We start from the raw sequence: 15,858 nt of genomic DNA on the forward strand, positions 1-15,858 counted from the left end.
AAAGGTCCGCTACAGATTGTACTGGATGAAAAAGGTGCGCCACTATACGCGCTTTGCGCTATAAATTCAAAAAAACCGGCTTGTAAGCCGGTTTAATGTTGTTGGTTGTTGCGGTATGACGACTACTGTCAGCGAGCTTGTGCCGCAACGGCAACAGCGGTGCGGGTTAACTCGGTTATTTTCGGCCAGTCTTTGTCACTGACTGCCTGATCTGGCACGATCCAGGAACCACCAACACAACTGACATTAGGTAACGCCAGATAGTCCAGATAATTATTTTCATTAATGCCACCGGTGGGACAAAAACGAATATCCGAAAACGGGCCATGGATCGACTTCAGGGTTTTAACACCGCCAGCGGCTTCAGCAGGGAAGAATTTAAAATGAGTATAGCCGAGGCCGGTTCCTTCCATCAGTTCTGAAATGCTGGCAATACCCGGAATAAGCGGAATGGCCGAGTCTTTGCCAGCCTGCAGTAATTCCCGGGTCAGGCCAGGACTAATGGCAAACTTAGCGCCGGCAGCAATAACCTGCTCCAGTTGTGCAGCGGTAGTAACAGTACCCGCCCCTACAATGGCCTCGGGTACTTGTTCAGCCAGTAGTTTAATCGCATCCATTGCAACAGGCGTGCGCAAGGTGACTTCCAAAACCCGGATACCCCCAGCCAGCAGGGCTTTTGCCATCGGCACGGCGTCAGCCAGATCTTTAATTACAATAACCGGAACTACTGCACCTTGTGCAAATAATTCAGCCGGTTGGAGTTGCCAATTTTCAAATGCCATAAATTAACTCGCCAAAGATTGTTTTAGGTAAACTGCCGCGCCCAGCAAGCCAGGCTGTGGGGCAGTCACGATATAAGTGGCGATCTGGCGATTGAACGCACTAAACCGACCTTTTGCTTCAAAACGGGTTCTGAATTCACTGGCTGCCATAAGCGGCAGTAATTTCGGGGCTATGCCACCAGCGACGTAAACGCCACCAAATGTACTGAGCGTCAGCGCCAAATTACCCGCTATACTACCCAGGCTTGCGAAGAACTGGGCTACCGTTGCAGTAGCAAGCTCAGAACTACCTGCCAGTGCCAGGTTACCAATTTCACCTGCCGACAGTGGTGCAACATCTAAACGACGGTGCAACGCCAACGCCCGGTAGATAGCTTCAAGCCCGGGGCCTGATAACAAACGTTCCGGCGAGACATGTCCATACTCTTTACTCAGCACCTGCTGAATAAACCATTCCTGTTCGGTCTGCGCCGCCCAGTCTACATGGCCACCTTCGCCGGGTAGCGGGATAAACTTGTTATCAACATTAACTAAATGAGCAACGCCCAGGCCGGTACCTGCACCAAGTACCGCCATCGGTTGATTGTGCTGCGCAGCTCCCTGGCCAATCTGAACTTTGTCATTGCTGCTTAGTGCAGGTAAACACATCGCTACCGCGGTAAAATCGTTCATCACCAGTAAGCGCTTTAAGCCTAACTGGCGCTGCATAGCACTGATCGAAAAATGCCAGTGGAAATTAGTCATGCTGACGTTATCACCGGTTACCGGACAGGCAATGGCAATAGCCACGTGCTTCAGTGCGGTCAGTTGCTGCTCCAGCTGATAATGCTGTAAGGCATCTGCCAGGCTGGCGAAGGTAGCACAGGGATACACTGCTACTTTATCCAGCGCCAGGCTGGCTAAATTTACCCGGCTGAACCGGGCGTTAGTGCCACCAATATCCGCAACGATGGCGTAATCAACCGCATTAGCCATGCAAATGCTCCTCAGTTACGAACAAACTACAAGCCCCCTGCTCGGCACCGCTTAACTGAGCACGCATGGCGCCGAACATTTCCCGGCCCATACCATAAAAGTTATGGCTTAAATCACTTTGCGCCAGTTCGCGGGCATTAAATTCGGCAGCGTCAACCAACACTTCCAGTTTGCCACTGTTGCCATCAACCAGCATCATGTCGCCGGTTTTAATCCGGCCAATAGCGCCGCCATCAACGGCTTCCGGAGTGACATGAATAGCTGCAGGCACTTTACCTGACGCGCCAGACATCCGGCCATCGGTTACCAGCGCAACTTTAAAGCCCTTATCCTGCAACACGCCAAGCGGTGGTGTCAGTTTATGCAGTTCTGGCATACCACAAGCCTTCGGGCCTTGAAACCTGACAACCACTATACAATCTTTATTCAGCTCACCGGCTTTAAAAGCGGCATCCAGCTCATGCTGGCTCTGGAATACCACAGCTGGCGCTTTTATTACTTCAGTGCCATCACGCAGTGCTGATGTTTTCAAGATAGCCCGGCCGATATTGCCAGACAGCACTTCTAAGCCGCCATGGCTTTTGAACGGTTTGGTCACTGTCGCTAAGACATCAGGGTCCAGTGATTGTGCCGGCGCATCAACCCAATGCAGCTTGCCGTCTTTTAACAGCGGTTGCTGGGTATAACGACGCAAGCCCGGACCGGCAATCGTTTGTACATCCTCGTGCAGTAAGCCAGCATCCAGTAACTCACGGATCAACAATGCCATGCCGCCTGCATGTTGAAAATGGTTAATATCAGCCTGGCCATTCGGGTAAATCCGGGTTAGCAGCGGTGTGGCAGCTGATAATTCGGCAAAGTCGTCCCAGTTAACAATAAAACCGGCAGACCGGGCGACAGCAACCAGGTGCATAGTGTGGTTAGTAGAGCCACCTGTTGCCAGTAAGCCAACAATGCCATTAACAATGGCTTTGGCGTCAACCAGCTTACCTATTGGTAAATAATTATCACCCAGCTGAGTTAAGCGGGTTACCTGACGCGCTGCCGCTTTAGTCAGTTCGTCCCGTAACGCGCTACCCGGGTTAACAAATGAAGAACCGGGTAAATGCAGGCCCATCATTTCAACGACCAGCTGGTTAGAGTTAGCGGTGCCATAAAAAGTACAGGTGCCGGCCGAGTGATAAGATGCAGACTCTGCTTCCAGTAATTCTTCTTTGCCTACCTTACCTTCAGCAAACAGCTGGCGTACTCTGGCTTTTTCCTTATTAGGAATGCCTGAAGGCATAGGGCCTGCAGGTACAAAGACAAATGGCAGATGACCAAAGCTCAATGCGGCCATTAATAAACCCGGGACTATTTTGTCACAAATACCCAGCATCAGGCCGCCATCAAACATATTGTGAGATAACCCCACCGCCGCCGACATCGCAATAATATCCCGGCTAAGTAAACTTAATTCCATGCCTGGCTGGCCCTGAGTTACGCCGTCGCACATGGCGGGTACACCACCGGCAAACTGCGCCACGCTACCAACTTCATTGATGGCCTGCTTAATGGTTTGAGGATAAGTTTCATAGGGCTGATGTGCCGACAACATGTCGTTATAAGACGAGACAATGCCAATATTGGCTTTGGTCAGGCTGCGTAAATCTGCTTTATCCTGTTTATTACAGGCAGCAAAGCCATGCGCCAGATTGCCGCAACTTAATACGCCACGATGGGGGCCGCTTTGGCCAGCTTCGTCTATCCGGGCAAGATAAATAGCCCGGCTTTTGTTGCTGCGGGCAATAATGCGGTCGGTGACCCGTTGAATAACAGGATTCATAACAGTTCCTCTAATTAGCGGCGTACATAACGGCCACATCAACATCTGGCTGTTGCAAAATAGCGCGGATTGGCATGCTGGTTACATCAGTACCTGCCTGAGCTTTGTTAAGCACATCAAGTTTGCTCTGGCCAACCAGGTGAATAAATATCTGCCCGGCATTGAGCAGCCTTGGTAAACTGAGTGATATACGCTGATGGGGTGCTGTTGTCGGATTAACCGCCAGCACTGCCGGCGCATCAGCGGCTAAACCGCTATTAAGTTCAGCACTGCACGGAAACAGCGACGCAGTATGGCCATCTTCACCCATACCCAGAATAACGGCATCAAACGCCGGTATTGCGGCTATTCGTGGCAAAATGGTGGCAACCGCAGCTTCAGCTTTCGCTGCAGGTGCATACAAGCTGATAAATTCAGCTTTTGCCGCCTTCCCTTTTAACAAGTTGGCTTTCACCAGTCGCTCGTTACTATCCGCAGAGTCGACCGGTACAAAACGTTCGTCAGCTAATAAAATGGTCACGTTTTGCCAGGCTAAATCAGTTTCAGATAGCGCATTAAACAGCGCTGTGGGTGTTCTGCCCCCAGATACGACTAAATAAGCCCGGCCACGCTGGGAAATTGCTTCATTCAGCAGAGTAACCAATCGGTTGGCAAAATCCGTGTTTAACGCCTTGGTATCGGAGTATTGATGAAGTTGCATAATTAATCGCCTAATCTGTTTATTCGTCCCAGTTGCGCTCATCGCGCGCCAGCATTGAAATCGAGGCAACAGGACCCCAGGTGCCGGCCTGATAGGTTTTGGCTGGCTCATTGTTGTTTTTCCAGGCATTAAGGATGCCATCAACCCATTGCCATGCTTGTTCAACTTCATCACGGCGTACGAACAAATACTGATTACCCAGCATGGCTTCAAGCAATAAACGCTCATAAGCATCAGCAATTCGCTGTGACTTAAAGGTTTCATCGAAACTTAAATCAAGTTTGCTCTGCTGCAGGCGCATATGTTCGCCAAGGCCCGGTATTTTATTCATTACCTGCACTTCCACCCCTTCGTCAGGTTGTAAGCGGATAATTAACTTGTTGGCGGGCAATTCATTATAGGTTTCGTGAAAGATATTATGCGGCTGTGGCTTGAAGCAGATAACCACTTCACTGTGTTTTTTCGGCATACGCTTTCCGGTACGCAGGTAAAACGGCACACCTGCCCAGCGCCAGTTATCAATATCGACTTTTATTGCCACAAAAGTCTCTGTCCGGCTACCGGAACGAGCGCCCTCTTCTTCCAGGTATCCCGGCACTTGTTTGCCACTGACAAAACCGCTGGCATATTGGCCCCGGACTGTTTTTTCCTGGACGTTGCTACTGTCTATCCGACGCAATGCTTTTAATACTTTTAGTTTTTCATCACGAATACTGTCTGCATCGAGTCTGGCAGGGGGCTCCATCGCAATCAGTGACAATACCTGCAATAAGTGATTTTGCACCATATCGCGCATCTGACCGGCATCGTCATAGTAACTCCACCGTCCTTCCACCCCGACTTCTTCAGCCACGGTAATTTGCACATGATCTATGGCATTGTGATCCCAGTTAGACGCAAAAATAGCGTTTGCGAAGCGCAGTGCCAGTAAGTTTAATACTGTTTCTTTACCCAGGTAATGATCTATCCGGTAAATCTGACATTCTTTAAAGTGTTCAGCGACCTGATCATTAATAACAATAGAAGAGGCTAAATCATGGCCGATGGGTTTTTCCAGCACGACTCTGGACGGTTCTGCCGCTAAACCTGCAGCGGCCAGACCTTTACACAGATCACCAAATAACGCAGGCGGCGTGGCGAAATAGCTAACTGGTGTTCGTTTAGACGCATCCACCAGTTTACCCAGCTTTTTATAATCACTGGTTTGGGTCAAATCAAGTTGCACATATAACAGCTTTGCAGCCAGTTGCTGCCAGATTGCCTCGTCTAACGGTTCTTTTTTCAAAAACGTTGTGAGGTTTGTTTTTACCATGTCCAGGTAGCCGCTGTTATCCATCGCATCGCGGGCGACGCCGATAATGCGTGAGTCTGCTGCCAGCAACCCTGCTTTTTCTAACTGATATAACGCAGGTAGCAACTTACGCCGGGCTAAGTCGCCTTTAGTGCCGAATAAGATTAAATCGCAGGCGTTATTCTGGGCATTTTGTGCTGTTGTTGTCATATCTGACCCTTGCAATAATACGTAATTTTACAACACTTAAGCCATACTAGCGCGCTGAAAAGCCGCTGTAAACCCGATTTGTTGTAATTTAATTACATAAGAACTTATATTTTGACTAATCTTACATATTAAGGCAGCCTTAGCAATGTAATTACAGTTTTGTGGTAAATTTAATACTGTTTTGTCGTCTTACTTGGTGTATAACCAAGCTGGCAACAATTTTTGCCGCCACTACAATTTATTGAGATCAGGAATTAGCGGATGAACGTACTGGAAAAAATCGTAGGTAGTGTTACCAGCTTCAGCAAATCTGAGCGCAAGGTTGCTGATGTTATTCTGGCTAATCCACAAATTACTATTCACAGTAGTATAGCAGCACTGGCCAAAATGGCTGATGTTAGCGAACCTACGGTTAACCGGTTCTGTCGCCGTCTTGATACTAAAGGTTTTCCTGATTTTAAACTGCATTTGGCGCAAAGTCTGGCTAATGGCACACCTTATGTAAACCGTCATGTTGAAGAAGAAGATGGCCCTGAAGCCTACACCGCTAAGATTTTCGAATCGACTATGGCGGCGTTAGATACTGCAAGGCAAAGAGTCGATATTAATACCATTAATCGTGCGGTTGACGTACTGACTCAGGCCAAGAAAATTTCGTTTTTCGGTTTGGGCGCGTCTGCTTCTGTAGCGCACGATGCGCAGAATAAGTTTTTCCGTTTTAATGTGCCCGTGGTCTGTTTTGACGACATTGTGATGCAGCGAATGTCCGCGATCAACAGTTCTGATGGTGATGTAGTGGTATGTATCAGCCACACCGGCCGTACGAAAAACCTCTGTGATATTGCGGCCATCGCCCGGGAAAACGATGCCACAGTGATTGGCATTACCGCTTATGACAGCCCGTTAGCCCGTGAATGCACCCTGGTGTTGTCACTGGACGTCCCTGAAGACACCGATATGTATATGCCGATGGCATCACGGGTAGCTCAGTTGGTGCTTATTGATATTCTGGCCACAGGCTTTACGTTGCGACGCGGCAGTAAATTCCGGGAAAATCTGAAAAAAGTAAAAGATAGTCTGCGCGGCTCGCGATTTGAAAAGAAAGATTTCGCCAACTAAATTGTAGTACAGTTTCCTCTCAGGTTGGTTAACTGCACCAACCTGTCGCTTTTAATATTATTGTCGCTGTATTCTGTAATAAAATTACATTACACTAATTGCATTGTTAGATCCGCGTTCAACAGCAGGAGCATCTGATGCCAAGAAGAACCAAAATAGTCGCTACTCTCGGCCCCGCTACTAATACCCAGCAATCAATCGAAAAGCTTATCAGTGCGGGTGCCACCGTGTTCAGGCTGAATTTCTCCCATGGTACTGCTGATGATCACCGTGAGCGAGCTGGTATGGTGCGTGCTGCTGCCACTAAACTGGGAGCGCACGTAGCCATTCTTGGCGACTTGCAGGGTCCGAAAATCCGGGTATCTACTTTTAAAGAAGGTGCGGTACTGCTAGCCGAAGGCCAGCAGTTTGTGCTGGATGCCAGCCTGGCCAAAGGTGAAGGTGATCATCACCAGGTGGGTATTGATTATAAAGCCCTGCCACAGGATGTTAGCGACGGCGATTTGCTGTTACTGGACGATGGCAGGATCCAACTGCAGGTTGAGCGGGTTGATGGTGACAGGGTTTATACCAAAGTTACTGTCGGTGGTAAGCTTAGCAATAATAAAGGCATTAACCGCCAGGGCGGCGGGTTGACGGCCCCTGCCCTGACTGAAAAAGATAAAGCCGATATTATTACCGCTGCGGAGATTGATGTAGATTTTCTGGCGGTGTCATTCCCGCGCAGCGGCGATGATATGCGTCTGGCTCGGGAGTTAGCCCGGGCAGCGGGTTCTGAAGCACGCTTAATGGCAAAAATTGAACGGGCAGAAGCCGTCGCTGACAACGAAACTCTGGACGACATCATCCGGGCGTCGGATGCAGTAATGGTTGCCCGTGGTGATTTAGGGGTTGAAATTGGTGACGCTGAGCTGGTTGGGCAGCAAAAACGGATTATTGCCCGCTCTCGTCAGCTTAACCGGGTAGTCATCACCGCCACGCAAATGATGGAAAGTATGATAGAAAGCCCGATGCCAACCCGGGCTGAAGTAATGGACGTGGCTAATGCGGTGCTTGATGGCACTGACGCGGTGATGCTGTCTGCTGAAACCGCCGCGGGTAAGTATCCGACAGAAACGGTTAAAGCGATGGCCCGGGTCTGTGACGGCGCAGAGAAGCATCCAAGTGTGCAAATCTCCAAACACCGGATGGATGTTGCTTTTACCGAGATCAGTGAAACCATTGCCCTGTCAGCGATGTATGCAGCCAATCATTTAGCCGATATTAAGGCGATTATTGCTTTAACAGAGTCAGGCTACACTGCGAAGTTAATGTCGCGGATAACCTCACCTCAACCTATTTACGCTTTGTCCCGCCATGATAAAACGTTGAATAAAATGGCGCTGTACCGTGGCGTATATCCGGCGTTTTTTGATAGCACAGCGCAATCAGCCCAGTCACTGGCAGATGCCGCTATTGATGCCATCCGTAAACAGGCCGGCCTGAAAAGCGGTGATCTGGTCATTATGACCCATGGTGATGCTATGGAAACGATTGGTGCATCTAATACCTGTAAAATTGTCCAGGTAAAATAGTTTCAGATTACTGTTTTGATAATAATAAAGGGCCGGACAGGCCCTTTTTTATTGGTAAAAGTTCTGTAATTGTTAAAATACATCCCTTTGTAATTTTCTGACCCGTTTCGCTGCCCGGTATTCGACAAACTGTGGCGCCAGAGCCGTTAAGGCAGAGCCGGTTACCACCATCAATGCGCCCAGCCAGGACCAGAGATTAAGTTGCTGAGCTTGCAAAAAATCTGGAAATAACCAACCGGTAATATTAGCAAACAAAATTGTGAATAACGGCGTGACAGCCAGCACTGCACTAACCTTGGACGCTTCCCAGTGGTGCAATGCCTCAGCAAAAGCGCCGTAAGCTACCACAGTATTTAAACAGCAAAAAACCAGTAACGCCCAATGTAAATAACTCATTGTTTGCAATGGTGAAAAGTCTGACACGGGGATAAAACAGATAGTACCGGCTACATACAGCAGGTACATAATTTGTTTTGAGCTGTAATTCACCAGCAATTGCTTCTGTGCCAAAGCATAGGCCGCCCAGGTGATACCAGCGGCAATTACCAGCAGCACGCCAAGGGTTTCTGAACTGGCCTGCAGAACCAGCTGAACCAGGCGCTCATTAAAAAACAGCAATAAGCCGCCTAACAAGGTAAAAGCGCCTATTTTTTGCCACAGCAGTAGTTTCTCCTTGAAGATTAAAATACCACCTAGCATCATTAAAAATGGCGCCAGCTGAATTACCACCTGGCCAGTTTCAGCGGTTAAATAATTTAATCCGCTTAAATACATAATGTAGTTTGATAACAAGCCAACCACAGCTATCAGCATCAGCCAGGCGACTTTACGGTTATACAATATGCGCAGGGCTGGTAACTTGCCTCGGGCAGCCAGCCATAGTCCGACAATAACAGCAGCGGCCAGAAACCGGATTGCCGTAATCGTATTGGCTGACAGAACATCCAGCACAATTTTAAGCGCTATGGGTAAAATGCCCCATAAAATAGCGGTTGTCAGCGCCAACAGCAAGCCGACCAGGCTTTTCCCGGTAATTTGGTGCATAAAGCAACGTTTCCTTGAACAGGCAGAAGCTGACAATTCAGCGGCTGCTATTGTCGCTTATTTTAAGTTCATCTGTCTTTTAATTTAGGTAAGTTTGCGACAAATCAAGTGCTTTAACGGCTCAGAAACTATACTAAGCTAATCATGCTGCGTTTAGTGTCAGTTAAGGACAATCAATGAGTAATCTTAAACGAATAGCGGTACTGACCTCTGGTGGTGATGCACCAGGGATGAACGCCTGCATCAGGGCAATTTTGCTTACCGCTGCGGCATGCAATATTGAGGTCATTGGTTTTAAACATGGCTTTAATGGTTTACTGGAACAGGAATATCAGACACTCCACCCCCAGCATGTCGACAATATTATTCAGCGTGGTGGCACTATTTTAAAAAGTGCCCGTTGCCCGGCATTGGAACAGGCAGACGGTCCGGCCAGAGCCGCTGCAAGCTTGAAAGAACTAAATATAGATGCGCTGATTGTTATTGGCGGGGATGGCAGTTTTCGCGGCACCATGGCTATCAGTAAACACTATGATGGTCAGCTGATTGGCGTTCCCGGTACTATCGACAATGACGTTGATGGCACTGACCATACTATTGGTTTTGCTACGGCGATTGATACAGCATTAGACGCTATCGATAAAATTCGTGACACAGCGGATGCGTTTGAACGAATATTCTTAGTCGAGTTAATGGGGCGCCATAGTGGTTATATAAGCCTGGCGGCCGGTATTGCCGGCGGTGCTGAACAAATTATCTGCCCCGAGTTTGGTCCACTCAGCCCTGATAATTTAAGAGCGATCATTAAACCCATCCAGCATGCCCAATTGCTGAAAGGCAAATCCAGTTACTTAATAGTGGTTGCTGAACATAGCTATCCGGGGGGCGCTACCGCACTGGCTGAAGCGTTAACTAAGGCAATAGGCATAGAATGCCGGGCCTGCATCCTGGGGCATATCCAGCGTGGTGGCAGCCCGGTGGGCGCCGACCGGATCCTTGCGACAAAGCTGGGAGCGTATGCAGTAGAGCAATTATTGCAGGGCGCTACCCTGATGATGGCTGGCGAAGTGAATGGTGAAACCTGTTTATATCCGCTTGAGAAAACCGGAGACGGAACCAAGCAAATCGATCCTTTTTTAGTGCGATGGCAGCAACAAATCGGCAGCTACTAAGCCGCCGATTTGTTGCTATGGATGTGGAAATTTTAGTGGCTGAAGACCTGCTTTACCCGGTCTTTATAACTACGGCTTACTTTAACCGCCTGGCCATTTGTCAACATCAGTTGATGCTCACCATTGGAAAGCATTTGTAGTTTTGCAATGGTATGGACATTGACAATAGCAGAGCGATGTACCCGGACAAACAATCTTGGATCGAGCTCTTGCTCGAGTTCTTTCATGGTACGACGCAGTATATGAGTTTGACCATCTTTGGTATGGATACACATATAATCGCCAGCCGCATCTACCCAGTCAATTTCAGCAACCGGAACCCGGGTAATTTCACCACTGTCTTTAATACTGATGGCTTCCGGAAAGCGGTCATTAACAACCGGCTCAGATTTATTCAGACGCTGTAAAATATTACCCGTCTCGTCGCCGGTAAGCTTAGCTACGGCAGCGGCGAGTTGGCCTGTATGCTTGTGGCTGTCAGCTGCGGCATGAAATTTGAGTACCTTGTCAATTGCAGCTTTTAAGCGTTCAGGTTCCACGGGCTTCAGGACATAGTCGAGCGCATTTACTTCAAACGCATTAAAGGCATAATGGTCATAGGCTGTAACAAATACGATATATGGCAGTTTAACTTGTTGTTTTTGCAAGCTTTTCAGTACAGCAAATCCATCCATACCTGGCATTTCAACGTCCAGAAATACCACGTCAGGTTTTAACTCCAGAATACGGCTGACCGCTTCATCGCCATTACTGCACTGGGCAACCACTTCCAGCTCATTAAATGCCGCCAGTCTGACCAGCATGCCTTTACGCGCCAGGGGCTCATCGTCTACTACTATTACCTTCAACATGGTTTGTTTCCAATTGCTCTAACTGTAATGGGATCCGGATATTGACTTTCAGCCCAGTGGGCTCGTTGTGAGTCAGCACCAGAGCAAAGTCGTTGTCATAAAGCGCGGCCAGACGCTCTTTCGTATTTACTAAGCCTACACCGCAGGCAGTGCTTTTTGGTATACCATCACTAATTGACATACCAGGACCATTGTCAGACACTTCAAGCAATAAATCGTGCCCGAATTTTTTCGCCGTTATGGAAATAGCGCCACCGTTTACCTGGCTGGCTACCGCGTATTTAATGGCGTTCTCAATCAGTGGCTGCAGAATTAAACTTGGCACCAGTGCCCGTTCTGTGCCCTGCTCTATATTGAATTCTATGGTTAAGCGTTCAGAAAAACGGACCTTTTCAATTTCCAGGTATAATTTAGCCGCATACAGTTCCTGTTCAAGCGGCACCCGATTTATCGGGTCCTTGTAAAGTGAGTATCTTAAAAAGTCACTTAATCTGGTTACCATTTTATTTGCAGTATCAGCTTCGTTAATCAATACCAAAGTTGAAATTGCATTTAAGGTGTTGAATAAAAAATGTGGGTTCAGCTGGTACCGCAACATTTTCAACTGTGCTTCGTGTGCCTTGTTTGTTGCCGTTAACGATTTTTGTTTTTCAAGTTGCAGGGTTTGATAGTATTTAATGCCAAAATATAATCCGCTCCAACTAAGCATCACGTAAAACGCAACCGGGGTATCCTTTATATACTGCAGCCAGTCATCTGGCCGATAGCCATGCCGGTAGATCTCCCAATAATTGAAATTTCTTACGCTGGTCCAGACCGCTGCGATCAATAGCGCTGAAACAAATACCAATAAAATCATTCGCCAGGGTTGCCAGAACCAGATCCGCTGATAAATATAACGTAACGGGATCGTGATAAGCCAGCCCACGTAAGCGTCCAGCGCGACGACAATTAAATAGGCATCACGGGTTTCCTGTACTAAAGACCCAAGATAATTGACAATGGCAAAACCAAGCCATCCCAGACTGTGCAGAATCCAAAACTGCCGGTTGCGATCTTCAAACACTTTGTACAAGATAAAATTCCGCGTTATTACTCTGCGCAAAGTATAACTAACATCGAGCCTAAATCCTTGCCGCTTGAACTGATTTCAGCAGACATTAATCGCAATTACACTTCAGATAGTCTTAAACTGTCAACGTTCAGAAATCAGCCAGTACCGGAGTGGGTTTGCGATCTGCATCTAAAGCAACAAAAGTGAAATTACCGGAAATTGCCTTATGCTGATCGTCGTTATACATATTTTCAACAAAGATATCGACGTGAACTTTGATACTGGTCCGCCCTACCTGTTCAATTCTGGCAACCAGTTCGATAATAGTACCTGCAGGAATTGACTCTTTAAAGTCAACCCGGTCAGAACAAACAGTGACCAGTGGCTTGCGACAAAAACGGGTTGCGGCAATAAACGCCGCTTCATCCATCCAGGCTAAGGCCTCTCCGCCAAATAAGGTATTGTGATGATTTGTCCGGCCCGGAAAAACCGTTTTAGTTACCCGGGTAACGGCATGCGCGGTTCTTTTGGCGATAAGGGCTTCACTGGGTGCAGTGTTTGACATAAGCTATTCACCTTTTAAATGAAAATATAAATAATATCTCTGACGCAGAATGCAGCAGAATGCCCGTTATTATAACAGGCCTTAACAAATCATCGGTATTTTCTCTGCCAGAATAAACAGTTAATCACCAGCCATTTAATTAGATTATTGCAATGAGACCTTAATGAACCGAGTTAGTTATCAATTAGAAATACAAGATGTTACCGCTCATCGGATTGAAGTCACCTTAAACTTTGTGCCGTGCCAGAATATTCACCTGTTAAGCATGCCAGCCTGGATCCCAGGCAGTTACATGATCCGCGACTTTGCCAAACATCTGCTGACAATTTCAGCGTTTGATGCAACCGGTTCGCTTACTTTACAGCAACTTGATAAACAGAGCTGGCAACTGACATGCCGGCAGCAACCAGTAACCGTTATCTATCAGGTTTATGCTTATGATTTGTCGGTTCGGGCCGCTTATGTTGATGATGAATTAGCAGTATTAAATCCTGCAGCATTATGCTTAGGCGTCAGCAACTTAAATTCACTGCCGCAACAGATTACTCTAGCCAAACCACAGTCTGCTGCCGCAGAAAGCTGGCGGGTTGCGACAGCGTTAACCCCGGTTGATGGCACGTTGGAGCTGGGGTTCGGTGCATACCAGGCTGCTGACTATGCCAGTTTAGTTGATAGTCCACTGCTGGCCGGCGTTTTTAACCTGCAACAATTTATGGTTGATGGCATGCCACATTATTTAGTGGTTACCGGCAATAATCTTGCCGATTTTTCACGACTTGCTACAGACTTACAGCAAATTTGCCAACAACAACGCAATGTCTTCGGTGGCCTGCCGGCGGATTTGGACCAATACTGGTTTTTACTCTGGGTAACCGAGCAAGGCTATGGCGGCCTGGAACATAAGTTTTCGACCTTGCTGCTATGTAATCGTTATGATTTACCCGCCGCGAACAGTCAGCAACCCGATGACAACTATCAGCAACTACTCGGGCTGTGTAGTCATGAGTACTTTCATACCTGGTGGGTAAAACGTTTAATGCCCGCAGAGTTTAAGCCGTATCAGCTGGCAGCGGAACAATACAGCAAACAGTTGTGGGTATATGAAGGTTTCACCTCATACTTTGATGACTTAGCCCTGGTACAAGGTGGTTTAATCAGTCCTGATCGTTATTTGCTGGTGCTGGAGAAACTCATCAGCCGGGTAACCCGAAGTCCGTCCGATAGCCTGCAAAGCCTCGAAGACAGTAGTTTTAATGCCTGGACCAAGTTTTATAAACAAGATGAGAATGCAATAAATGCTGTAGTCAGTTATTACGCAAAAGGCGCTTTGCTGGCCTTATGTCTGGAAGGTGCTATGCGCCAGCAAGGAAGCTCGTTGCAAAGTCTTTGTCACTATATGTACCAGCACTATCTGGCTAGTGGTACTGATGAGCACAGCGTGTTTGACAGCCTGAGCGCCCTGGGGTTTGCCGAACTGGCTGATTCGGCCCGTGACTGGGTAACCCAGAGCAAGCCGCTACCGATACAGCATGCGGCATCGCAACTTGGACTGACGCTTAACTTCCGGCCGGCAATTGACCATAACGATTTGAGCGGCTCTGGCGACAACAGCGATAGTATAGCTTTTCCCGCAAGCCTGGCCGCGGGTGTAAAGGTGCAACAAGGTTTATTAACTATTACCCAGATAATAGATGGCGGTGCTGCACATCAGGCTGGCTTAATGGTGGGCGATCAGTTGCTGGCGCTGGCAGGGTTAAAAATAACAGAACAAAGCCTGCCACAGCTGTTACGTCGGGCAGCAGCAGGGACTGAGCAGATGCTTACGATTTACCGCAAAGATCGCTTGCTGACATTGCAGCTACCTCTTCAGGTTGCACCAGCGAAAATAGCCTGTTTGCAGTTTACTGACAACGATAAGGCCAGCCGCTGGTTGCAACGTAATATCGCTACTCTGCCAACAGTAATTGCGGATCCAACCGCTCCTGGAACCAGTTAATCCGCCAATCCAGATGGGGCCCGGTTACCCGACCGGTAGCCCCTACTTCCGCAACTTTGTCACCCTGGCGAATGTGTTGGCCTACTTTCACATCAATCGCATGTAAGTGCAAAAGCGTTGAAGTAACACCCATACCATGGTCAATAATTAAAGTCAGACCCGAATAATACAGGTCTTCTGCCAGCAGCACTTCCCCATCCCAAGGTGCCAGCACGGGCGCGCCAACGGGTGCGGCGATATCAAGACCGTAATGGGGGTTACGAGGCTCACCATTGAACACCCGCTGACTACCGTACACACCGGATATACGCCCTTCAGCCGGACGTATTGGCGCTGCAAAAATTGCAGTCTTTGCTGTTAATGTTTTACGAACGGAACTTACTTTCCGGTTGTCGTTCTGTATGCGTTCAGTTACATCGGCAGGTGGTGTCACGTATTTTTGTGCAACGCCGGTAATTCGCTGAATATCATATTCACGGCTGCTGAAAGTCAGAGGCAAAACTTGCTGCTTGCCATCAGCAGTGATGATTGTCAGTTGATGCGCTAAACTGGCATCGCGGCCAATACCAAATACGAACCGGCCGTCTTCAGCAACACTTAACGGCTCTCCGTTAAACAGTATTTTCGCTTCTGCCGGGGCCTGCCCCCGGATCAGACTACCCTGAGTCAGCTTGCCATCAAGAGTCACGTTCATAGCCCC

Annotated in this window: 14 protein-coding genes; 4 read left to right on the forward strand and 10 right to left on the reverse strand. The window is 48.1% G+C overall.

The window, feature by feature from the left end:
• Nucleotides 1-128: 128 nt before the first annotated feature.
• The 5 genes from CRO03_RS00545 to zwf are packed head-to-tail and all read right to left on the reverse strand — an operon-like array spanning nt 129 to nt 5,783.
• The gene (locus CRO03_RS00545) at nt 129-782 is read right to left on the reverse strand and encodes a bifunctional 4-hydroxy-2-oxoglutarate aldolase/2-dehydro-3-deoxy-phosphogluconate aldolase (RefSeq protein ID WP_097109641.1); all 654 of its coding nucleotides are present in this window, start codon (nt 780-782) and stop codon (nt 129-131) included.
• A 3-nt stretch (nt 783-785) separates the two neighbouring features.
• Nucleotides 786-1,757 (reverse strand): glucokinase, encoded by a 972-nt coding sequence (locus tag CRO03_RS00550; RefSeq protein WP_097109642.1) that lies wholly within the window; start codon nt 1,755-1,757, stop codon nt 786-788.
• Nucleotides 1,750-3,582: a phosphogluconate dehydratase gene (gene edd, locus CRO03_RS00555; protein ID WP_097109643.1), complete on the reverse strand. Its 1,833-nt coding sequence runs from the start codon at nt 3,580-3,582 to the stop codon at nt 1,750-1,752. Before edd ends, CRO03_RS00550 begins: the two co-directional genes overlap by 8 nt.
• Before the next feature lie 10 nt (nt 3,583-3,592).
• A complete protein-coding gene (gene pgl / locus CRO03_RS00560) occupies nt 3,593-4,282 on the reverse strand; it encodes a 6-phosphogluconolactonase (protein ID WP_097109644.1) in 690 nt (229 codons plus the stop codon).
• Between the two features lie 19 nt (nt 4,283-4,301).
• A complete protein-coding gene (zwf, locus tag CRO03_RS00565) occupies nt 4,302-5,783 on the reverse strand; it encodes a glucose-6-phosphate dehydrogenase (RefSeq protein WP_097109645.1) in 1,482 nt (493 codons plus the stop codon).
• Between the two features lie 261 nt (nt 5,784-6,044).
• Here zwf and CRO03_RS00570 point away from each other — a divergent pair, with 261 nt between their 5' ends.
• On the forward strand, nt 6,045-6,902 hold the full coding sequence (locus CRO03_RS00570) for a MurR/RpiR family transcriptional regulator (RefSeq protein ID WP_097109646.1): 858 nt from the start codon (nt 6,045-6,047) through the stop codon (nt 6,900-6,902).
• 137 nt (nt 6,903-7,039) lie between these two features.
• On the forward strand, nt 7,040-8,476 hold the full coding sequence (gene pyk / locus CRO03_RS00575) for a pyruvate kinase (protein ID WP_097109647.1): 1,437 nt from the start codon (nt 7,040-7,042) through the stop codon (nt 8,474-8,476).
• Between the two features lie 72 nt (nt 8,477-8,548).
• Here pyk and CRO03_RS00580 read toward each other — a convergent pair whose 3' ends face one another.
• Complete coding sequence (locus tag CRO03_RS00580; protein ID WP_097109648.1) at nt 8,549-9,520, reverse strand: DMT family transporter; 972 nt, start codon at nt 9,518-9,520, stop codon at nt 8,549-8,551.
• 176 nt (nt 9,521-9,696) lie between these two features.
• On the opposite strand from CRO03_RS00580, the gene CRO03_RS00585 reads away from it, so the two are divergent.
• A complete protein-coding gene (locus CRO03_RS00585; RefSeq protein WP_097109649.1) occupies nt 9,697-10,692 on the forward strand; it encodes a 6-phosphofructokinase in 996 nt (331 codons plus the stop codon).
• Between the two features lie 32 nt (nt 10,693-10,724).
• Here CRO03_RS00585 and CRO03_RS00590 read toward each other — a convergent pair whose 3' ends face one another.
• The 3 genes from CRO03_RS00590 to CRO03_RS00600 all read right to left on the reverse strand — a co-directional run bounded on the left by CRO03_RS00590 (nt 10,725) and on the right by CRO03_RS00600 (nt 13,162).
• The gene (locus CRO03_RS00590) at nt 10,725-11,543 is read right to left on the reverse strand and encodes a LytR/AlgR family response regulator transcription factor (RefSeq protein ID WP_097109650.1); all 819 of its coding nucleotides are present in this window, start codon (nt 11,541-11,543) and stop codon (nt 10,725-10,727) included.
• A complete protein-coding gene (locus tag CRO03_RS00595; RefSeq protein ID WP_245861445.1) occupies nt 11,515-12,609 on the reverse strand; it encodes a sensor histidine kinase in 1,095 nt (364 codons plus the stop codon). Before CRO03_RS00595 ends, CRO03_RS00590 begins: the two co-directional genes overlap by 29 nt.
• A gap of 136 nt (nt 12,610-12,745) precedes the next feature.
• Nucleotides 12,746-13,162: an acyl-CoA thioesterase gene (locus CRO03_RS00600; protein WP_097109652.1), complete on the reverse strand. Its 417-nt coding sequence runs from the start codon at nt 13,160-13,162 to the stop codon at nt 12,746-12,748.
• A 163-nt stretch (nt 13,163-13,325) separates the two neighbouring features.
• On the opposite strand from CRO03_RS00600, the gene CRO03_RS00605 reads away from it, so the two are divergent.
• The gene (locus CRO03_RS00605; RefSeq protein WP_097109653.1) at nt 13,326-15,158 is read left to right on the forward strand and encodes a M61 family metallopeptidase; all 1,833 of its coding nucleotides are present in this window, start codon (nt 13,326-13,328) and stop codon (nt 15,156-15,158) included.
• Here CRO03_RS00605 and CRO03_RS00610 read toward each other — a convergent pair.
• A complete protein-coding gene (locus CRO03_RS00610) occupies nt 15,109-15,852 on the reverse strand; it encodes a M23 family metallopeptidase (RefSeq protein WP_245861366.1) in 744 nt (247 codons plus the stop codon). The genes CRO03_RS00605 and CRO03_RS00610 overlap by 50 nt on opposite strands.
• Between the last annotated feature and the right edge of the window lie 6 nt (nt 15,853-15,858).

Origin of the sequence: Arsukibacterium tuosuense (assembly GCF_900215315.1) — a bacterium.
Classification (GTDB): domain Bacteria; phylum Pseudomonadota; class Gammaproteobacteria; order Enterobacterales; family Alteromonadaceae; genus Alishewanella; species Alishewanella tuosuense.